Raw genomic sequence first — 19,387 nt, 5'->3', positions numbered from 1 at the left:
CGCTGTTGCCGGGCTAGAGGAATGCCATGTCGATCTGGGAATATGCCAACCCCGTCAAGTTCATGCGCACATCCGGCGCCGTGTTGCCGTGGGTTGCCGCGGCGGCCGCGGTCAGCCTGCCCGCCGGTCTGCTGTGGGGCTGGTTGACGCCCGAGGACTACAAGCAGGGCGCCACCGTCAAGATCATGTTCCTGCATGTGCCGGCCGCGATGATGGCGATCAATATCTGGGTGATGATGCTGGTGGCGTCGTTGATCTGGCTGGTCCGCCGCCACCATGTCAGCGCGCTGGCCGCCCGCGCCGCCGCCCCCATCGGTGCGGTGATGACGCTGGTCGCGCTGGTCACCGGCGCGGTGTGGGGGCAGCCGATGTGGGGCACCTGGTGGGAATGGGATCCTCGGCTGACCTCGTTCCTGATTCTGTTCCTGTTCTATCTGGGCTACATGGCGCTGTGGGGCGCGGTCGAGAACCCCGACAGCGCCGCCGACCTGACCGGGGTGCTGTGCCTTGTCGGCTCGGTCTTTGCGCTGCTGTCGCGCTATGCGGTGAATTTCTGGAACCAGGGGCTGCATCAGGGCGCCTCGCTGTCCATCGCCCCGGGCGAGCGGATGAGCGCGGTCTATAAATACCCGCTGTATCTGTGCATGGCGGGGTTCTTTCTGCTGTTCCTGACGCTGCTGCTGCTGCGCACCCGGACCGAGATCCGCCGCCGCCGCACCGCCGCGCTGCTGGCCCGAGAGGTGCGCGCATGATGGTTGAGCTGGGCCGCTATGCCGTGCCGGTGCTGACCGCCTGGGGGATTTCCGCGGCGCTGATTGTCGGGCTGATCGTGCAGACGCTGGCCGCCGGCGCCCGCGCCCGCCGCGCACTGGAGGAGGTCGAGCGCCGTGGCTAGGATTTCCCCGCTTGCCGTGATTCCGCCGCTGATCTTTGCCGGGCTGGCGGCGATGTTCATGTGGGGCATGGGGCGCGATGATCCGAATGCGCTGCCCTCGACCCTGATCGGGCAACAGGCGCCGCCGGTGTCGGGGACCACGCTGCCCGGCAAGACCCAGCTGACCGATGCCGATTTGCGCGGCAACGGGGTGGTGCTGGTCAATTTCTGGGCAAGCTGGTGCCCGCCCTGCCGGGCAGAACACCCCACGCTGACCGCCCTTGCCGCCGAAGACGGCGTGACCGTGGTCGGCATCGACCTCAAGGATCCGGAACCCGCGGCGCTGCGGTTTCTGTCCGAGCACGGCGATCCCTATGCAAAGCTGGGGACCGACCCGTCGGGGCGCACTGCGATCGAATGGGGCGTGACCGCGCCGCCGGAAACCTTCATCCTCGACAACGAAGGCCGCGTGTTGCACCGCCACGCCGGCCCGCTGGTGCGCGAGGACTATACCAACCGCTTCCGCCCCGAACTGGACAAGGCGCTGGCCGCGGGTCGGTAAGATGGGGGCTTTGCCCCCGCCCCTTCGGGACTCCCCCAGGATATTTATGAACCGCCCGAAGCACAGGCTTTTCGGGCGGTTTTGAAATATCCTCGGGGGAAGAGGCCGAAGGCCTCGCGGGGGCAGACAGCCCCCGTCCGACATTTCCCGTTGAACGATAGGGTGGTGCGGGCCACTCTGCCTGCACGAGTTGCAGGAGGAGGGGAAAGCCATGACCAGATACGGAATGACCTTGCTGGCGCTGCTGCTGGGCAGCGTGCAGATGGCCGCGGCCCAGCAGGCGGCCGACGCCGTCGCGCCCGAGGCCGAGACCGCGCCCGCAGCGCCGGCTGCCGCCTTTGGTCCGCTGAGCGAGGCGGCGCAGGCCGCGCTGGCCACCAAGGCCGAGGGCCGCGCCGTGACCGGCAAGGACTGGATGGTCGCCGCCGCGCATCCGCTGGCGGCCGATGCGGGCGCGCGGGTGCTGGAACAGGGCGGCAGCGCCGCCGATGCAATGATCGCGGTGCAGGCGGTGCTGGGGCTGGTCGAGCCGCAAAGCTCGGGTCTTGGCGGCGGCGCGTTCCTTGTCTGGTATGACGCGGCGACGGGCGCGCTGACCACGCTGGACGGGCGCGAAACCGCGCCCCGCGACGCCACGCCGACGCTGTTTCTTGGCCCCGACGGCCAGCCGATGAAGTTCATGGAGGCCGTCGTCGGCGGCCGCTCGGTCGGCACACCCGGCACCCCGGCGCTGCTGCAAGAGGCGCATCGCCGCTGGGGGCGGATGAACTGGGCCGGGCTGTTCGACGACCCGATCCGGCTGGCCGAGCTGGGGTTCCCGGTCTCTCCGCGTCTGGCCGAGCTGGTCGCGGGCGAGGGCGAGGCGTTGCAGGGCGACCCCGCCACCCGCGACTATTTCTTTCCGGGCGGGCAGCCGGTCCGGGCGGGCGAGATCCTGACCAACCATGGCTATGCCGACACGTTGCGGGTGATGGCCCGACAGGGCGCGGACGGGTTCTATCGCGGCCCCATTGCCGAGGGCATCGCCGCCACGGTGCGGGGCGCGACGGATAATCCCGGGCTGCTCTCGACCGCCGATCTGGCCGCCTATCGGGTGATCGAGCGCCCGGCGGTCTGCGTCGAATACCGCGCGCATGACATCTGCGGGATGGGGCCGCCGTCCTCGGGCGCGCTGACGGTGGGGCAGATCCTGGGGATGCTGGGCGGCTATGACCTGGCCGCGCTGGGGGCGGAAAGCCCGGAAAGCTGGCGGCTGATCGGCGATGCCTCGCGGCTGGCCTTTGCCGACCGCGAGCGCTACATGGCCGACCCCGATCATGTGCCGGTGCCGACTGCGGGGCTGGTCGATCCGGCCTATCTGGCCAAGCGGGCCGAGCTGCTGGCCGGCGACGACAGCCTGCCCGAGGTGACCGCCGGCGCGCCGGGCTGGACCCACGCCGCGCTGTGGGGACAGGACGAATCGCTGGAACTGCCCTCGACCACGCATATCTCGATCGTGGACAGCCACGGCAACGCGCTGTCGATGACCACCACCATCGAAAACGGTTTCGGCGCGCGGCTGATGACCAATGGCTTTCTGCTGAACAACGAGCTGACGGATTTTTCCTTCCGCACCCATGACGACGCGGGCGCGGCGATTGCCAATGCGCTGGCGCCGGGCAAGCGGCCGCGGTCCTCGATGGCCCCGACCATCGTGATGAAGGACGGCAAGCCCGCGATGGTGGTGGGTTCCCCGGGCGGCAGCCGGATCATCGGCTATGTCGCCCGCACGATCATCGCGCAGCTTGACTGGGGCATGGACCCGCAGCAGGCGGTGGCGGCACCCAATATCCTCAACCGGTTCGGCAAGATGGAGGTCGAGCCGGGCCGCGCCCCCGAACTGGCCGCGGAACTGGCCGCGCTGGGGTTCGAGCTGGACGAGGACAGCGCCCAGACCTCGGGGCTGCAATCCATCGTCATTGCGCCCGAGGGCTTGCAGGGCGGCGCCGATCCGCGGCGCGAAGGCATCGCCATCGGCGGCTGAGACCCGCGCCATCGGCGGCTGAGCCGCCCGGCCACACCACGAACCCGCAACGAAAAACCCCGGCCGCAGCGGCCGGGGTTTGCTTTTGCGCTGCCGTCAGGCTTAGCCCTTGGCGAGGTTGCGCAGCACGTAATGCAGCACGCCGCCATTCTTGAGATACTCGATCTCGACCTCGGTATCGACGCGGGCTTTCAACTGCACGGTCTTTTCCGAACCGTCGGCATAGCGGATCACCGCCGGCACCAGCGACAGCGGCTTGAAATCCCCCGCCAGCCCGGTGATCGAGATCACCTCGGCCCCGGTCAGCCCCAGCGTCTTGCGGTTGTCGCCGCCGGTGAACTCGAACGGGACCACGCCCATGCCGACCAGGTTTGAGCGGTGGATGCGCTCGAAGCTTTCGGCGATCACCGCCTTGACGCCCAGCAGGTTGGTGCCCTTGGCAGCCCAGTCGCGGCTGGAGCCGGCGCCGTATTCCACCCCGCCCACCACGATCAGCGGCACGCCCTGCGCCTGATATTCCATGGCGGCATCGTAGATCGAGGTCTCTTGCCCGTCGGGGCCCTTGGTATAGCCGCCCTCGACCCCGTCCAGCATCTCGTTGCGGATGCGGATATTGGCAAAGGTGCCGCGCATCATCACTTCGTGGTTGCCGCGGCGCGAGCCGTAGCTGTTGAAGTCCTTGGGCGCGACCTGACGCTCGGTCAGGTATTTCCCGGCCGGGGTGGTCGGCTTGAACGACCCGGCGGGCGAGATGTGGTCGGTGGTGATCATGTCGCCCAGCACCGCCAGCACGCGCGCGCCCGAGATGTCCGAGATCACCCCCGGCTCGCGGCTCATGCCCTGGAAATAGGGCGGGTTCTGGATATAGGTCGATTCCGGCGGCCAGTCATAGGTTTCGCTGTCGGTGACCTCGACCCCCTGCCAGCGCTCGTCGCCCTTGAACACGTCCGCGTATTTCTCGATGAACATCTCGCGGGTGACGATGGTGTCGACCAGCTCGGCGATTTCCGCGCTGCTGGGCCAGATGTCTTTCAGATAGACGTCCTGCCCGTCCCTGGACTTGCCCAGCGGCTCGCGGGTGATGTCGATGTTCATGTCACCGGCGATGGCATAGGCCACGACCAGCGGCGGGCTGGCCAGATAGTTGGCGCGCACGTCGGGGGAAATCCGCCCCTCGAAGTTGCGGTTGCCCGACAGCACCGATACCGCCACCAGATCGTGGTCGTTGATCGCCTTGGAAATCTCGGGCTCGAGCGGCCCCGAGTTGCCGATGCAGGTGGTGCAGCCAAAGCCCACCAGGTTGAACCCCAGCGCGTCCAGATGCTGTTGCAGCCCGGCGGCTTCCAGATATTCGGCCACCACCTGCGAACCGGGCGCCAGCGAGGTCTTGACCCAGGGCTTGCGGGTCAGCCCCAGCTCATGCGCTTTTTTCGCCACCAGCCCGGCGGCCATCAGCACATAGGGGTTCGAGGTGTTGGTGCAGGACGTGATCGCCGCGATCACCACCGAGCCGTCGCACAGCTGAAAGGTTTCACCGTTGAGCGTGCAGGTCAGGCCGCGCTTGCGGTTGCCGCCCGGGATATGGGCGGGGGCGGGGGCGCCGCCTTCCTCGGTCATCTCGGATTTCTGCCCGGCGGGGGCCGAAGGCGCCACCCGGATACCGTCGATATATTCGCCAAAGGTCTGCGCGGCTTCGTCCAGCGCCACGTGATCCTGCGGGCGCTTGGGGCCGGAAATCGCTGGCACCACGTCGCCCAGGTCCAGTTGCAGGGTCGAGGTATAGATCGGGTCGTAATTCTCGTCGCGCCAGAACCCGTTTTCCTTGGCGTAAGCCTCGACCAGCGCGATGCGGTCCTCGTCGCGGCCGGTCTGGCGCAGATAGCGCAGGGTTTCCGCATCGACCGGGAAAAACCCGCAGGTGGCGCCGTATTCGGGGGCCATGTTGGCGATGGTGGCGCGGTCGGCCAGCGGCATGTTGTCCAGCCCGGGGCCGTAGAATTCCACGAACTTGCCGACGACCTTGTGGTCGCGCAGCATCTTGACGACTTTCAGCACCAGGTCGGTGGCGGTCACGCCCTCGCGCAGCGCCCCGGTGACCTTGAAGCCCACGACTTCGGGGATCAGCATGGAAATCGGCTGGCCAAGCATCGCGGCCTCGGCCTCGATCCCGCCGACGCCCCAGCCCAGCACCGCAAGCCCGTTCACCATGGTGGTGTGGCTGTCGGTGCCGACCAGCGTGTCGGGATAGGCGACGGTGGCGCCGGTCTGGTCGGTGTCGGTCCAGACGGTCTGCGCCAGATATTCAAGGTTGACCTGGTGGCAGATGCCGGTGCCCGGCGGCACCACGCGAAAGTTGTTGAACGCGCCCTGACCCCATTTCAGGAACTGATAGCGTTCCATGTTGCGGGCGTATTCCAGATCGACGTTGCGCTGAAAGGCGCGGGGGTTGCCGAATTCATCGACCATGACCGAGTGGTCGATGACCAGATCGACCGGGTTCAGCGGGTTGATTTTCTGCGCATCGCCGCCAAGCGCCTTGATGCCGTCGCGCATCGCGGCAAGGTCCACCACCGCCGGCACACCGGTGAAATCCTGCATCAGCACGCGGGCGGGGCGATAGGCGATTTCGCGGTCGGACTTGCCGCCGTTCTGCGCCCAGTCGGCGAACGCCTTGATGTCGTCGACGCTGACGGTAAAGCCGCCGTCCTCATAGCGCAGCATGTTTTCCAGCACGACCTTGAGCGCGGCGGGCAGGCGGGAAAAATCGCCCAGACCCGCCTCGGTGGCGGCGGGAATCGAGTAATACGAGACTTTCTGCCCGGCGACGGTCAGGTCGCGGCGGGTCTTGGCGGTGTCGGTTCCGGTGACGATCGGCATGGGCTGTGCGTCCTCATGTGAACAAGGTGGCTGGCAACGCCCCGATTGCCCCGACTCACCCCCCTGGTGCAAGCGCGGGGTGAGCAAAGGGGTGGTGGCGAGTTGTATGCCACGGTATACAAATACGCAGGGGGTTGCAAGTCTCAACTCGCGCGCAGACCCGCTAACGAAGCGTTGATTTGGCGGATCGGCCCTGGCTGACCTAATCCCAAGGCAATGACAATGGCAGTTCTTCATCGGGTTCCGCGAAACATGCCGCGGCGGCTTTCGGGATTGGCGCAGGCGCTTGGGCTGGCCCTGGCGCTGACCGCCGCGCCCGCCGCCATGGCGCAGACGGAAACGGCGACCGCCGAGGCGGGGATGGACGCGCCCGGTCCCGAGGTCGGGGCCGAGGCCGGGGGCTGGGCAGAAGCCGGGGCCGATCTTTCCGCCGGTATCGGGGTGATCGAGGCGCCCTCGGGTGCCGCCAAGGCCGCGCCTGTGGGCGGATTCTCGCTGGCGCCGACGGGCGCCGGGACAGGGCCCCTGGCCGCCGCCCCGCCGACAGGGGCGCGCAAGAGGATGCTGGGCGGGCCGCCGGTGGTGGTCGAATTGTTCACCGCGCAGGGGTGTTCGTCCTGCCCGCCCGCCGACCGGCTGATCGCGGGGCTGGCCGATGCGCCGGGGGTGCTGGCCCTGACCTGGCATGTCGATTACTGGGATTATCTGGGCTGGACCGACGGCTTTGCCAGCCCCGCCCACACCGCAAGGCAAGAGGGCTATGCCGCCGTTGCCGGCGAACGCGGCGTCTACACTCCGCAGATCATCGTCGACGGCCACGACACGCTGCTGGGTCTGGGCCGCGCCGCGCTGCAAGCGGTGATCGAGGATCACGCGGCCCGCCCCTCGGCCGTGATGCTGACCGCAACTGAAGAGGGCGCGGCCCATGTGATCCAGCTGACCCCCCGCGCCGCGATTCCGGGCGGGGTCGAGGTGACGCTGATCCGCTTTCTGCCCCGGCGCAGCGTGCAGGTCGGGGCCGGGGAAAACCGCGGGATGCGGCTGGAATACCGCAACGTGGTGGTCGGGGCCGAGGTGCTGACCCACTGGCCCGCCCGCGCGCCGCTGCGCCTGACCATCCGCGCCGGCGTCGATGCCGACGACCGCTTTCCCGACGACACCAGCCACGCGCTGCTGGTCCAGCAGGCGCTGGGGGCGGGGCGGCCGGGGCCGATTCTGGCGGCGGTGCGGCTGGACTGATCCCGCGTGCCGGCGCGCGGCCGCATATCCGTGATGCGCAGCATCTTGACCCGGCGCGCGGGGCTGCGCATATCACCCGCACGCGCGGATGGCCGGATGACCGCGGGCGGCGCTTGCGCCGGTCGAGGAAAGTCCGGGCTCCATGCAGGCATGGTGCCGGGTAACGCCCGGCGGGGGCAACCCCAGGGAAAGCGCCACAGAGAACAGACCGCCCCGCCTTGTGCGGGGCAAGGGTGAAACGGTGGGGTAAAAGCCCACCGCGGGACGGGCAACCGGACCGGCAAGGCAAGCCCCACCAGGAGCAATGCCGAATAGGGATCGCGCGCGGGGGCAACCCCGCAGGGCCGCCTGCGCCCCAGCAGATCCGGGTTGGCAGCTAGATCCCGTCGGCAACGGCGGGGCCAGAGGAATGGTCATCCACGGGGCGCAAGCCCCCGGACAGAACCCGGCTTACAGGCCATCCGCGCGTGTTTTCAACAGCTTGAACCAGATATCTGATGCAATGGTTGAGGTCAGGTCAGACCCGCAGCCCGGCAAAAATATTCGGATCAAGGCTGGCCTGCGCGAATGTCGGCCCCTCGGTCAGCAGGCTGACGGCATCATGCGAATGCAGCGATTCCTGATGGCTGGCGATGACGCGGAAATCGCCGATGCGGGGGTCGGTTTCCAACTCGTGGGCAAAGGCGCGCACCGCGTCCTCGACAAAGATCGGGTTGGCGGCGTTCAGTTCCGCGAACGCCTGCTCGTCCTCGCGCTTGACCATCACCTGCGTCTCGGTGGCGACGGCGCGGCGGCACAGCGCCACCATGTCCTCGAACCACAGCTTGTCGTCGCCCTGCATCACCGCTGAAATCCGCGCGACCGAGCGTTGCGAATGCGGCGTCGCCAGCTGCGCCCTTGCCGTGCGGGCATGTTCGGCCAGCTCCAGCGAACAGGGGCAGGTCGAGGAATACACATAGTCGAAATGCATCACCCGCAGCCGCTGCCCGCCCTGGTCGATCAGCTCCATCGCGATGTCGTAATACTGCCAGCCCTCAAGCCCTGACCGCAGCGAGCCGACCTTGATCGGATAGGACAGCCGCATTTGCAGCCGCGCGTCGAAACTGTCCAGATGGTCCTTGTAGTCGCTGACCGCCGCCGCCAGCACCCCCAGCGAAAACTGTTTCTCGGCATGGGCGTAAAAGGACCGCATGATCCTGCTCATGTTGATGCCCTTGCGGTCGGCCTCCAGGCTGACGGTGCCGGTCACGCTGGTTTCCAGCATGATCTCGCCGCCCTCTTTGCGGCGATAGCGGATCGGCAGGCGGAAATTGGAAATCCCCACATGCTGGATCGCCTTGCGGGCGCCGACGATCAGGCTGGCCGGGCCATTTTGCAGGTCGGGCAGGGTGGCGCGGTAAGCCTCGTCCACCCGGAAATCACCCGGGTATTCGCGGCTGAGCGCGGGAGGGATAGCAGGGGGCGGCCGGTGTTCGGTCATGGCAGGTCTTTCAGGAACGCAGGCCGAATATGGGGCTCGGGCCGCAAAAGGCCAGAGCCTTGCACATTTGATCCGCCGGATCGCGGCTTACGCCAGCGCGCCCAGCAGATCGGCGATCAGGTCGTCGGGATGTTCCAGCCCCACCGACAGGCGGACCAGCCCGGGGCCGATGCCCATCGTCAGGCGCTCGGCCTCGGGCAGGCGCTGGTGGGTGGTGGTGGCGGGGTGGGTGACGATGGACTTGGCATCGCCCAGATTGTTCGAGATCGACACCAGCCGCAGCCGGTCCAGCATCGCAAAGGCCGCCTGTTTCGTGCCCAGATCCAGCGCGATCATGGTCCCGCCCGAGCCGATCTGCCGCATCGCCAGCGCGTGCTGGGGATGCTCGGGCAGCCCCGGATAGATCACCCGCAGCCCCGCGTCCTGCAAGGCGCCGGCCACCGCCAGCGCGGCATCGGCCATGGCGCGGACCCGCAGATCCATGGTGGTCAGCCCGTTCAGCATGATCCAGGCGTTGAAGGGCGAGATCGCGCCGCCGGTGTGCTTGAGATAGGGTTCCGCCATGCCGCGCACGAAATCGCGGCTGCCGCAGATCACGCCGCCAAGCGCGCGCCCGCCGCCGTCCACATGCTTGGTGGTGGAATAGACCACCACATCGGCGCCCAGTTCCACCGCGCGGCTGAACACCGGCGTGGCAAAGACGTTGTCGGCGACGACCAGCGCGCCGGCCGCGTGGGCGATCTCGGCGATTGCGGCGATATCCATCACCTCAAGCGTGGGATTCGACACGGTTTCAAGGAAAACCGCCGCCGTCCCCGGCGTCACCGCATCCCGCCACTGGTCAAGGTCGGTGCCGTCCACCAGCACCACCTCGACCCCGAATTTCTTGAGCAGGTCCAGCACATAGAGGCACGACCCGAACAGCTGCCGCGCCGCGACGATCCGCTTGCCGGGTGCGGCCACCGCCATCAGCGCCCCGTTGACCGCCGCCATGCCGGAGGCAGTCGCAAACGCGTCCTCGGTCCCTTCGAGGCTGGCCATCCGGTCCTCGAACATACGGCTGGTGGGGTTGCCGTAGCGGGCATAGATGAATTCGTCCGGGCCGCTGTGCTGGAACCTTGCCTCGGCCTGTTCGGCGCTGTCATAGGCAAAGCCCTGGGTCAGGAACAGCGCCTCGGCCATTTCGCCGTATTGGCTGCGGCGGATGCCGTGGTGGACGGCGCGGGTGCGGGGGTGAAGCGGACGATCTGGCATGTTCGTCGCATACGCCTGTCGCAAATAAAGCGCAATCGCTCCTTGACGGCTGCGACCAACGCCCTAGATGGTCAACCGACCGGGCCCCTCTGGCGATCTGTGCGGATCGTGATGTCGGTCGCATCACGCAACATCCGTCGGAGATCACCGTGGAGCTTTCTTTCCTGTTTCTTGGCCAGCCCCTGTGGATGTGGGCGGTTTTCCTGACGCTGGTGCTGGTGCTGCTCGCGTTGGATCTGGGCGTGCTGAACCGCGGCCGGCAGGAAATCGGCGTGCGCAGGTCGCTGCTGCTGTCGGCATTCTACATCGCCATCGGGCTGGGGTTCGGCGGCTTTGTCTGGGCGCAGATGGGGGCGGGCGCGGCCGTCGAATACTGGACCGGCTTCGTGGTCGAGAAATCGCTGGCCATGGACAATATCTTTGTCATCGCCACGATCTTTGGCGCCTTTGCGGTGCCGCGGCATCTGCAACACCGGGTGCTGTTCTGGGGCATCCTGGGGGTGATCGTGCTGCGTGCGGTGATGATCGGTTTCGGCGCGGCGCTGGTGCAGCGCTACGACTGGGTGCTGCTGGTCTTTGCGGCGTTCCTGATCGTGACCGGGGCGCGGATGCTGCTGGGCGGGGGCGACCATGCCCCCGGCGCGACGGGCGCCACGGGCGGGCGGATGCTGCGCTGGCTGCGGCGCAACCTGCGGGTGACGGATGATTTCGTCGGCCATCGCTTTGTGGTGCGCCAGCCCGACGATTCGGGGCGGCTGCGGCTGTTCGTGACGCCGCTGTTCCTGGCGCTGGTGGCGATCGAGTTCGCCGACGTGGTGTTCGCGGTCGATTCGGTGCCGGCGATCTTTGCGATCACCACCGACCCCTATCTGGTCTATACCTCGAACATCTTTGCCATCCTTGGCCTGCGGGCGCTGTATTTCGCGCTGGCCGCGGTGCTGCATCGGTTCTGGGCGCTCAAGCCGGCGCTGGCGGTGCTGCTGATCTTTATCGGCGGCAAGGTGGTCGTGGCCGAGGCGCTGGGGATCGAGAAAATCCCCGCCGCGCTGTCGCTTGGGGTGACATTCGCCATCCTCGCTGTGGGCGTGGCGCTGTCGCTGGCCCGCCAAGCCCCCGCCCGGCAGTAACCGAACCGTGCAAAAAGCGAACGGAATAGGAACGCGGGCTTTGCAGCGGCCCGCGGCTTCTCTATGTTGCGGGGCATGAGCCAGTTCGACGATCACGACGCCTTTGAGGCCGCCTCCCGCCCCTCGCTGTCGCAGCGGGCCATGGCGCCGCGGCCCTCGCCCTATCTGGACGGGCTGAACCCGGCGCAGCGGCTGGCGGTGGAAACGCTGGACGGGCCGGTGCTGCTGCTGGCGGGCGCCGGCACCGGCAAGACCCGCGCCCTGACCACCCGCATCGCGCATCTGCTGATGCAGGGCCGCGCCACGCCCGGCCGCATCCTCGCCGTCACCTTCACCAACAAGGCCGCGCGCGAGATGAAGGACCGCGTGGCCCGGCTGCTGGGCGAAACGGTCGAGGGGATGCCGTGGCTGGGCACCTTTCATTCGATCAGCGTCAAGATCCTGCGCCGCCATGCCGAGCTGGTGGGCGACGGCACGCTGCATCTCAAGCCCGGCTTTACGATTCTGGACACCGACGACCAGATCCGGCTGCTGAAACAGCTGATCTCTGCCGAAAACATCGACGAAAAGCGCTGGCCCGCGCGGCAGCTTGCCGGGCTGATCGACGGCTGGAAAAACCGCGCCATGACGCCTGCGCGCGTGCCGGCGGGCGAAAGCCACGCCTATGACGGTCGCGGCGTCGCGCTATACGCCGCCTATCAGCGCCGCCTGCTGGAACTGAACGCCGTCGATTTCGGCGACCTGCTGTTGCATTGCGTGATGATATTCCAGGCGCATCCGGACGTGCTGGCGCAGTGGCAGGAGCGTTTCCGCTATATCCTCGTCGACGAATATCAGGACACCAACGTCGCGCAATATCTGTGGCTGCGGCTGCTGGCGCAGGGGCACCGCAATATCTGCTGCGTGGGCGACGACGATCAGTCGATCTATGGCTGGCGCGGGGCCGAGGTCGGCAACATCCTGCGGTTCGAGGGGGATTTCCCCGGTGCGCAGGTGATCCGGCTGGAACAGAACTATCGCTCAACCCCGCATATCCTTGCCGCCGCCTCGGGGTTGATCGCGGCCAACAAGGGAAGGCTTGGGAAAGAGCTTTGGACCGAGGCCGAAGAGGGCGAAAAAATCCGCCTGATCGGCCATTGGGACAGCGAGGCCGAGGCCCGCTGGATCGGCGAGGAAATCGAGGCGTTCCACGGCGGCCACCGCCACTCTATCGGCCAGCGCAGCCTCAACGACATCGCGATCCTCGTGCGCGCCAGCCACCAGATGCGGGCGTTCGAGGATCGTTTCATGACCATCGGCCTGCCCTATCGGGTGATCGGCGGCCCGCGTTTCTACGAACGCCAGGAAATCCGCGACGCCATGGCGTATTTCCGGCTGGCGGTCAGCCCCACCGACGACCTCGCGTTCGAGCGTATCGTGAACACGCCGCGCCGGGGGCTGGGCCCCAAGGCGTTGCAGACCATCCAGCGCGAATCGCGCGACCGCGGCCTGTCGCTGCTGCAAGGGGCGGCGGCCGCGCTGGCGGCAGGGGCGCTGTCCGGCAAGGGCGCGGCCGGGCTGCGGCAGCTGGTCGAGCAGATGGGGCGTTTCCACGCCGATGCGCTGGACAGCCGCGCCAGCCATACCGATCTGGCCGAGCGGATCCTGGACGAAACCGGCTATACCGAGATGTGGCAGAACGAAAAATCGCCCGACGCGCCGGGCCGGCTGGACAACCTCAAGGAACTGGTCAAGGCGCTGGAAGAATTCGACAATCTACAGGGTTTTCTGGAACATGTGGCGCTGGTGATGGACACGCCCGAGGGCGAGCAGGCCGAGGAAGTGTCGATCATGACGCTGCACGCCGCCAAGGGGCTGGAATACCCCATCGTGTTCCTGCCGGGGTGGGAGGACGGGCTGTTCCCCAGTCAGCGCAGCATGGACGAATCGGGGCTGAAGGGCCTCGAGGAAGAACGCCGGCTGGCCTATGTCGGCCTGACGCGGGCCGAGGAACTGGCCACGATCAGCTTTGCCGGCAACCGGCGGCTTTATGGGCAATGGCAGTCCTCGCTGCCCTCGCGCTTCATCGACGAACTGCCCGAGGATCATGTCGAGGTGCTGACGCCCCCCGGGCTTTACAACGGCGGCTTTGGGGCCGCGGCGCAGCCCTTTGCGCAATCGTCGATGCACGACCGCGCCTCGCACGCCGATGTCTACAACTCGCCGGGATGGAAGCGGATGCAGGACCGCGCAGCCGCCCGCCCGGCGCCGGTCCACCGCGCCCCCATCATCATCGACGCCGAACCCGCGGCGCGTTTCGCGGTGGGCGACCGGGTGTTTCACCAGAAATTCGGCACCGGCAGCATCATGGGCATCGCCGAGGATACCTTGACGATCCAGTTCCCCGCCGGTTTCAAGACCGTCAAGGCGAACTATGTCCAGCCCGCCGCCACCGCCGCCCCGGACGTGACGCCCGACGACGTGCCGTTCTGAACCAGCAAGGAAACCGCCCATGTCCCCCAAGCTCAAGACGCTGCTCGATTATGGGCCGCTGGTCGTGTTCCTCGCCGTGTTCGTGCTTTACCGTAATGAGACCGTCACGCTGTGGGGGCAGGACTACCCCGGGCTGATCCTTGCCACGCTGGTGTTCGTGCCGCTGACGGTGGCGGCGAACTGGATCCTTTGGGCGCGCACGGGCACGCTGTCGGTGATGCAGCTGGTGACGCTGGCGGTGGTGGTGGTGTTCGGCGGGCTGACCATCTGGCTGAACGACCCCCGCTTCATCAAGATGAAGCCGACGCTGATCTACCTGATCTTCGCGGCGCTGCTGGCGACCGGGGTGGCGCTGCGCCGCAACTGGCTGGCCGCCGCCATGGGCGAGGCGCTGCCCCTGTCGCCCGAGGGCTGGCGCATCCTGACCACGCGGCTGATTTGGTTCTGCCTCGGCCTCGCCGCCCTGAACGAGACGATCTGGCGCACCCAGTCCGACACCACCTGGGTGCTGTTCAAGACCGTGGGGCTGATCCTGCTGACCCTGGGCTTCTTCGCCGCCAACGCGCCGCTGTTCGCCCGCCACACGACCGAGGATTCCAACTCCGACGCCGGCTAAGGGCATCTTCTGTCCAGAAATATCCTGGGGGCTTGCAAGCGCCCGGAAAACAGTCCGGTGGACTGTTTTCAGCGAGCAAGGCCACGGCAGTGGCGCCACGCGCCGGGGGGCAAAGCCCCCCTTTTCAAAAAGAAAACCGCGCCACGGCGAGCTGCCGGGCGCGGTCCTGATCCTTGCGGAACGGCGCGATCTTACTTGATCTTGCCTTCCTTGTATTCGACGTGCTTGCGCACAACGGGGTCGTATTTGTTGACCGTCATCTTTTCGGTCATGGTCCGGGCGTTTTTCTTGGTGACATAGAAATGCCCGGTGCCCGCGGTCGAGTTCAGCCGGATCTTGATCGTCGTCGGCTTCGCCATTGGTCCTGCTCCTGCTTCGGGGCGGGCCTTTGGCCGTCCGAGAACCCCGTGAAATCCTGTGAAGCCTGCCTTTTAAGCACATGCCCGGCCGAGTCAACCGGATTCTGCCGCAATCCCCCCGGTTTTCGCGGGGTTTTTGCGGTCGCGCCGGGGCAGGGCGCGCGCAGGCCGCGCGCCCCGGCCCAGACGCCGCTTCAGCCCGCCAGCACCGCGTCGCAGCGGGCGCAGCTGGCCTCATGCGCGTGGCTGCCCACGTCGGGCAGGATCTTCCAGCAGCGCTGGCATTTCTGCCCGGGGGCTTGCGCAAAGACCACGCCGATGCCCGGCACCTCGGGCAGGCGGAATGCCTCGGGCGGGGCGGGGTCGGCGCTCAGCTGAATGGCGCTGGTGATGCAGACATCCGCAAAATCGACCGAGCGTAGCGCCGCCAGCAGCCCCGCGTCCTCGACATGGACCACCGGCGCGGCCTCAAGGCTGGCGCCGATGGTCTTGTCGGCCCGCTTGAGTTCCAGCGCCGCGGTCACCGCCCGGCGGGCGCGGCGCAGGGCGTCCCATTTCGCCGCCAGCGCCGGGTCCAGCCATTCGGCCGGCGTTGCCGGGAAATCATGCAGATGCACGCTGTCATCCTCGGACGGGAGGCGCGACAGCCACACATCTTCGCAGGTAAAGGGCAGCATCGGCGCCAGCCACAGGGTCAGCCGGTGAAACAGCAGGTCCATGACCGTGCGCACCGCCCGCCGCCGCGTGCTGGCGGGCGCGTCGCAGTAAAGCGAGTCCTTGCGGATGTCGAACCACAGTGCCGACAGGTCGCCGGTGGCGAAATCGAACAGCGCCCGGAACACCCCCTGGAAATCATAGGCGGCGTAACCCTCGCGCACGCGCTGATCCAGCTCGGCCAGCCGGTGCAGCACCCAGCGTTCCAGTTCCGGCATCTCGGCGGGGTCGATCCGTTCCGCGTCCGAGAACCCGTCCAGCGCCCCCAGCATGAAGCGCATGGTGTTGCGCAGCCGGCGATAGGCGTCGGCGGTGCCTTTCAGGATCTCCTTCCCGATGCGCAGGTCGGCGGTATAGTCCGACTGCGCCACCCACAGCCGCAGGATATCGGCGCCATACTGGTCGATGACCTCTTGCGGGGCGGTGGTGTTGCCCAGCGACTTGGACATTTTCATGCCCTTTTCGTCCAGCGTAAAGCCGTGGGTCAGCACGCCCCGATAGGGCGCGCGGCCCCGCGTCGCGCAGGCTTGCAGCAGCGAGGACTGGAACCAGCCGCGATGCTGGTCGGTGCCCTCCAGATACAAATCGGCCAGCCCGTCGGGGGTGCCGTCGGCACGGTCGCGCAGCACAAAGGCGTGGGTCGAGCCGGAATCGAACCACACATCCAGCACATCGGTCACCTGGTCGTAATCGGCGGGATCGACGATGCCGTCCAGCACCCGTTCCTTGAAACCGTCGCGATACCAGGCATCTGCGCCATGCTCCTGGAAAGATTCGAGGATGCGGGTGTTCACCTCGTGGCTGCGCAGCAGGAAATCGGCGTCGTCAGGCCGTGCACCGCGCTTGGTGAAACAGGTCAGCGGCACCCCCCAGGCGCGCTGGCGCGACAGCACCCAGTCGGGGCGGTTTTCCACCATGGAATGGATGCGGTTGCGCCCGGTCTGCGGGGTCCATTCCACCAGCGCGTCGATCGAGGTCAGCGCGCGGGCGCGGATGGTCTGGCCGTAATCATCCATGCCGTCGCTCAGCTCGCGGTCGATGGCGGCGAACCACTGGGGCGTGTTGCGATAGATCACCGGCGCCTTGGACCGCCAGCTATGCGGATAGGAATGCTTGATCTTGCCCTTGGCAAACAGCGCACCTTGCCCGGCCAGCGCCTTGATGTTGCTGACGTTCGCGGGGCCTTCCTTGCCATCGGCGGTCAGGATCGCCTGCCCCCCAAAGACCGGCAGATCGGCGCGATAGCTGCCGTCGGGCAGCACGTTATGGGTCAGGACCAGGCCGAATTTCAGCGCCAGCTGATAGTCGTCGTCGCCGTGGCTGGGGGCGGTGTGGACAAAGCCGGTGCCGGCGTCCTCGGTCACATGATCGCCGGGCAGCACCGGGATGTCGGCGTCCCATTCGCCCGCGCCGCCCTCGATCCCGCGATAGGGATGGGCCAGCACCAGCGAGGCCAGCTCATCCGCGCCCACATCGCGCAGCCGCCGCCAGCTGTCGGGTTCCAGTTTCGCGGCCGTAAACACCTGCTCGGCCAGCGCATCCGCCAGCAGCACGGCGCCCTTGCCGGTCACGTCATACAGCCCATAGGCGATGCCCGGCCCATAGGCCACGGCGCGGTTTTGCGGGATCGTCCATGGCGTGGTGGTCCAGATCACCACCGAGGCGCCCAGCAGGTCGGTCCTCATGCAGCCGTCCAGCGGCGCGAAGTCGCGTTGCGAGACCACCGGGAACGCCACCCAGATCTGGTGGCTGGTGATGTCGTGATACTCGACCTCGGCCTCGGCCAGCGCGGTCTGTTCGACCGGCGACCACATCACGGGTTTCGACCCCTGGTAAAGCGAGCCATTCATCAGCAGCTTCATGAACTCGGCCGCGATCACCGCCTCGGCGTGGTAATCCATGGTCAGATAGGGATCGTCCCATTTGCCGGTGACGCCCAGCCGCTTGAATTCCTCGCGCTGGATATCCACCCAGCCTTCGGCAAAGCGGCGGCATTCCTGCCGGAACTCGACCACATCCACGGCGTCCTTGTCGCGGCCCTGGGCGCGGTATTGTTCCTCGATCTTCCATTCGATCGGCAGCCCGTGGCAGTCCCAGCCCGGCACATAGCGCGATTCATGGCCCATCATCTGCCGGCTGCGCACGATGAAATCCTTGAGCACCTTGTTCAGCGCGTGGCCGATATGCAGATGCCCGTTGGCATAGGGGGGGCCGTCGTGCAGCACGAACAGCGGCCGGTCGCCGGCGCGCTCGCGCAGCCGGTCGTAGATGCCGATCCGTTCCCAGCGGGCCAGCCATTCCGGTTCGCGCTGCGGCAGGCCGGCGCGCATCGGGAAATCGGTCTGCGGCAGGAACACGCTGTCGCGATAGTCGGGGGCGGTGGAATCGGTGGTCTGGGCGGTCATCGGCGGTTTTCCTTGGTCGGAAGCGGCGGGCGCATATGCGTGCGGGACAATAGGCGTCAAGGAACCCGGTGGCGCGTTCCTACGCCACCGGGCGACTAATTCGGAATATTCCGGCCGCTGGACACATGGGCCGCGTTATAGGTAGCGCCCGGCGTGGCGACAAGCGGGGTCGGGCGGGCGGCGCAAAAGGGGGTGCAAAAGGCGGTCTGTCGCCGGTCGGCGGTGCAGGCTGCTTGTATCGCGGGCCGGTGTTTGCGATGACGGAACCGACGCATTGGGGCCGACGCATGGGGATCGTTTCGTGATGAAAGACCTTTCCGCCGCCGAGCGGCGTCTGATCGCCGCCCTTGATCGCATGGACCACGCGGTTGAACGTGCCGCGCGCCGCCTTGGTGAAATCGGCGCAGCCGGGCCGGATGCCGGCGCGGCCCCGGCGCCCGCCGCGGTCGCGCCCGACATCGCCGCGCTGCACGACCGGCAGGCCGCGACGCTAGAGGCGATGCGCGCGCAACTGGCGCAGGCGCATCAGCGGCTGACCGACAGCGGCGCCGAGGCCGCGCAGCTTGCCGCCGCCAATGACGCGCTTTCCGCCGCCAACCGCCGCCTGATCACGGCGGCGGGCGTGCCCGAGGGCTGGGGGCAGGACGGCGCCGCCGCCACGCTTGAGGCGCTCGAGGCAGAGCTTTCGGCCCTGCGCGCCGCCCGTGCCGCGGAAATCGCCCATATGGGTGAAATTCTGGACGCTCTGGACCGGATGCTGGCGGTCGCGCCGGCGCCGGTGGCCGCGGATCCCGCCGGGCTGCCGCCCTCGGCGCTGCCTCCCGCCGGGCTGCACCTTGGCGCGCAGGATGAATTGCCCGAGGACCGCGCCGCCGATGCGGTCCTGCCGCCAGGAATCGCCCATGACGAGGATCCGCTGCCCGAAGACGCCCCCGATGACCCCGACGAATCCCCCCCACAGGAGCCACGCTGATGCCCACCGTCGAATTCAACATCGGCCACAAGGCATATCAGCTGGCCTGCCAAGAGGGCGAGGAACGGCTGCTGCGCCGCGCCGCCGCCGCGCTGGATACCGAGGCGCGGGCGATCCTTGATCAGGCCGGCCGGATGCCCGAGCCGCGGCTGCTGCTGCTGGCCGGGCTGATGCTGGCTGACCGCATGTCCGCGACCGAGGACCGCGCCGCCGCCGCCGAGCGCGAGCTGGCGCGCATCAAGGCCAACCCGCCGCGCATCGAGGTGCCGGTGATCCCCTCGGGCATCGCCGAGGCCATGGCCGAAATCGCCGCCCGCGCCGAGGCCCTTGCCGACCGCGCCGAAGAAGCGCTTGAGGGATGAGCGGGTTTGAGGTCGCATGAGCTTCGTCCCGCAAGTGCATGGTGACATGG

At 67.6% G+C, this 19,387-nt stretch carries 15 protein-coding genes and 1 other RNA gene; 11 read left to right on the top strand and 5 right to left on the bottom strand.

The features are described 5' to 3' along the window. The first annotated feature begins 26 nt into the window (after window positions 1-26). The 4 genes from BLW83_RS01725 to ggt all read left to right on the top strand — a co-directional run bounded on the left by BLW83_RS01725 (window position 27) and on the right by ggt (window position 3,459). On the top strand, window positions 27-752 hold the full coding sequence (locus BLW83_RS01725) for a heme ABC transporter permease (protein WP_090844951.1): 726 nt from the start codon (window positions 27-29) through the stop codon (window positions 750-752). Continuing rightward, window positions 749-895, top strand: a complete 147-nt coding sequence (gene ccmD / locus BLW83_RS01720; protein WP_177172456.1) for a heme exporter protein CcmD — start codon at window positions 749-751, stop codon at window positions 893-895. The genes BLW83_RS01725 and ccmD overlap by 4 nt, the downstream gene beginning before the upstream one ends. Next, window positions 888-1,436: a DsbE family thiol:disulfide interchange protein gene (locus tag BLW83_RS01715; RefSeq protein WP_090844947.1), complete on the top strand. Its 549-nt coding sequence runs from the start codon at window positions 888-890 to the stop codon at window positions 1,434-1,436. Before ccmD ends, BLW83_RS01715 begins: the two co-directional genes overlap by 8 nt. Window positions 1,437-1,647: 211 nt before the next feature. Further along, window positions 1,648-3,459, top strand: a complete 1,812-nt coding sequence (gene ggt, locus BLW83_RS01710; RefSeq protein WP_090844946.1) for a gamma-glutamyltransferase — start codon at window positions 1,648-1,650, stop codon at window positions 3,457-3,459. A gap of 102 nt (window positions 3,460-3,561) precedes the next feature. Here the strand turns inward: ggt and acnA are convergent, their stop codons facing one another. Beyond that, window positions 3,562-6,336, bottom strand: a complete 2,775-nt coding sequence (gene acnA, locus BLW83_RS01705) for an aconitate hydratase AcnA (protein ID WP_090844944.1) — start codon at window positions 6,334-6,336, stop codon at window positions 3,562-3,564. Between the two features lie 222 nt (window positions 6,337-6,558). Between acnA and BLW83_RS01700 the strand changes: the two genes are divergently transcribed. After that, window positions 6,559-7,575 (top strand): DUF1223 domain-containing protein, encoded by a 1,017-nt coding sequence (locus BLW83_RS01700; RefSeq protein WP_245728574.1) that lies wholly within the window; start codon window positions 6,559-6,561, stop codon window positions 7,573-7,575. 84 nt (window positions 7,576-7,659) lie between these two features. After that, window positions 7,660-8,044: RNase P RNA component class A (rnpB, locus tag BLW83_RS01695), an RNA gene on the top strand. 48 nt (window positions 8,045-8,092) lie between these two features. Here rnpB and folE2 read toward each other — a convergent pair. Both folE2 and BLW83_RS01685 read right to left on the bottom strand, forming a co-directional pair. Continuing rightward, the gene (gene folE2 / locus BLW83_RS01690) at window positions 8,093-9,136 is read right to left on the bottom strand and encodes a GTP cyclohydrolase FolE2 (RefSeq protein WP_425433928.1); all 1,044 of its coding nucleotides are present in this window, start codon (window positions 9,134-9,136) and stop codon (window positions 8,093-8,095) included. A 6-nt stretch (window positions 9,137-9,142) separates the two neighbouring features. Then, entirely contained in the window at window positions 9,143-10,309 is a 1,167-nt protein-coding gene (locus BLW83_RS01685; protein WP_090844938.1) for an aminotransferase class I/II-fold pyridoxal phosphate-dependent enzyme, read from the bottom strand. Between the two features lie 149 nt (window positions 10,310-10,458). On the opposite strand from BLW83_RS01685, the gene BLW83_RS01680 reads away from it, so the two are divergent. From BLW83_RS01680 to BLW83_RS01670, 3 genes are all read left to right on the top strand, one after another. Then, window positions 10,459-11,436, top strand: coding sequence for a TerC/Alx family metal homeostasis membrane protein (locus BLW83_RS01680; protein ID WP_245728573.1), 978 nt, complete (start codon window positions 10,459-10,461; stop codon window positions 11,434-11,436). A gap of 75 nt (window positions 11,437-11,511) precedes the next feature. Beyond that, window positions 11,512-13,908 (top strand): ATP-dependent helicase, encoded by a 2,397-nt coding sequence (locus BLW83_RS01675; protein ID WP_090844936.1) that lies wholly within the window; start codon window positions 11,512-11,514, stop codon window positions 13,906-13,908. 19 nt (window positions 13,909-13,927) lie between these two features. Beyond that, the gene (locus BLW83_RS01670; RefSeq protein WP_090844934.1) at window positions 13,928-14,524 is read left to right on the top strand and encodes an inner membrane-spanning protein YciB; all 597 of its coding nucleotides are present in this window, start codon (window positions 13,928-13,930) and stop codon (window positions 14,522-14,524) included. A 191-nt stretch (window positions 14,525-14,715) separates the two neighbouring features. On the opposite strand, the gene rpmG is transcribed toward BLW83_RS01670, so the two are convergent. Continuing rightward, complete coding sequence (gene rpmG, locus BLW83_RS01665; RefSeq protein ID WP_011750518.1) at window positions 14,716-14,883, bottom strand: 50S ribosomal protein L33; 168 nt, start codon at window positions 14,881-14,883, stop codon at window positions 14,716-14,718. A 194-nt stretch (window positions 14,884-15,077) separates the two neighbouring features. After that, on the bottom strand, window positions 15,078-18,002 hold the full coding sequence (gene ileS / locus BLW83_RS01660) for an isoleucine--tRNA ligase (protein WP_090844932.1): 2,925 nt from the start codon (window positions 18,000-18,002) through the stop codon (window positions 15,078-15,080). A gap of 304 nt (window positions 18,003-18,306) precedes the next feature. On the opposite strand from ileS, the gene BLW83_RS01655 reads away from it, so the two are divergent. Together BLW83_RS01655 and zapA are read left to right on the top strand one after the other, a co-directional pair. Then, the gene (locus BLW83_RS01655) at window positions 18,307-18,975 is read left to right on the top strand and encodes a hypothetical protein (RefSeq protein ID WP_177172455.1); all 669 of its coding nucleotides are present in this window, start codon (window positions 18,307-18,309) and stop codon (window positions 18,973-18,975) included. Then, window positions 18,975-19,337 carry a cell division protein ZapA gene (gene zapA / locus BLW83_RS01650; RefSeq protein ID WP_090844930.1) on the top strand — a complete coding sequence of 121 codons (363 nt, stop codon included), beginning with the start codon at window positions 18,975-18,977 and terminating at the stop codon, window positions 19,335-19,337. Before BLW83_RS01655 ends, zapA begins: the two co-directional genes overlap by 1 nt. The last annotated feature ends 50 nt before the right edge of the window (window positions 19,338-19,387 follow it).

This window comes from Paracoccus alkenifer, from assembly GCF_900108405.1.
GTDB classification, from domain to species: Bacteria; Pseudomonadota; Alphaproteobacteria; order Rhodobacterales; family Rhodobacteraceae; genus Paracoccus; species Paracoccus alkenifer.
Note: the sequence above shows the minus strand (reverse complement) of the source record. Positions and strands in the feature narration are given on the sequence as shown.

Bases quoted from the DNA above. Each gene is read 5' to 3' on its own strand.
- BLW83_RS01725 (WP_090844951.1), top strand. From the start codon at position 27: ATGTCGATCTGGGAATATGCCAACCCCGTCAAGTTCATGCGCACATCC.
- ccmD (WP_177172456.1), top strand. From the start codon at position 749: ATGATGGTTGAGCTGGGCCGCTATGCCGTGCCGGTGCTGACCGCCTGG.
- ggt (WP_090844946.1), top strand. From the start codon at position 1,648: ATGACCAGATACGGAATGACCTTGCTGGCGCTGCTGCTGGGCAGCGTG.
- acnA (WP_090844944.1), bottom strand. From the start codon at position 6,336: ATGCCGATCGTCACCGGAACCGACACCGCCAAGACCCGCCGCGACCTG.
- BLW83_RS01700 (WP_245728574.1), top strand. From the start codon at position 6,559: ATGGCAGTTCTTCATCGGGTTCCGCGAAACATGCCGCGGCGGCTTTCG.
- BLW83_RS01685 (WP_090844938.1), bottom strand. From the start codon at position 10,309: ATGCCAGATCGTCCGCTTCACCCCCGCACCCGCGCCGTCCACCACGGC.
- BLW83_RS01675 (WP_090844936.1), top strand. From the start codon at position 11,512: ATGAGCCAGTTCGACGATCACGACGCCTTTGAGGCCGCCTCCCGCCCC.
- BLW83_RS01670 (WP_090844934.1), top strand. From the start codon at position 13,928: ATGTCCCCCAAGCTCAAGACGCTGCTCGATTATGGGCCGCTGGTCGTG.
- rpmG (WP_011750518.1), bottom strand. From the start codon at position 14,883: ATGGCGAAGCCGACGACGATCAAGATCCGGCTGAACTCGACCGCGGGC.
- ileS (WP_090844932.1), bottom strand. From the start codon at position 18,002: ATGACCGCCCAGACCACCGATTCCACCGCCCCCGACTATCGCGACAGC.
- BLW83_RS01655 (WP_177172455.1), top strand. From the start codon at position 18,307: ATGAAAGACCTTTCCGCCGCCGAGCGGCGTCTGATCGCCGCCCTTGAT.
- zapA (WP_090844930.1), top strand. From the start codon at position 18,975: ATGCCCACCGTCGAATTCAACATCGGCCACAAGGCATATCAGCTGGCC.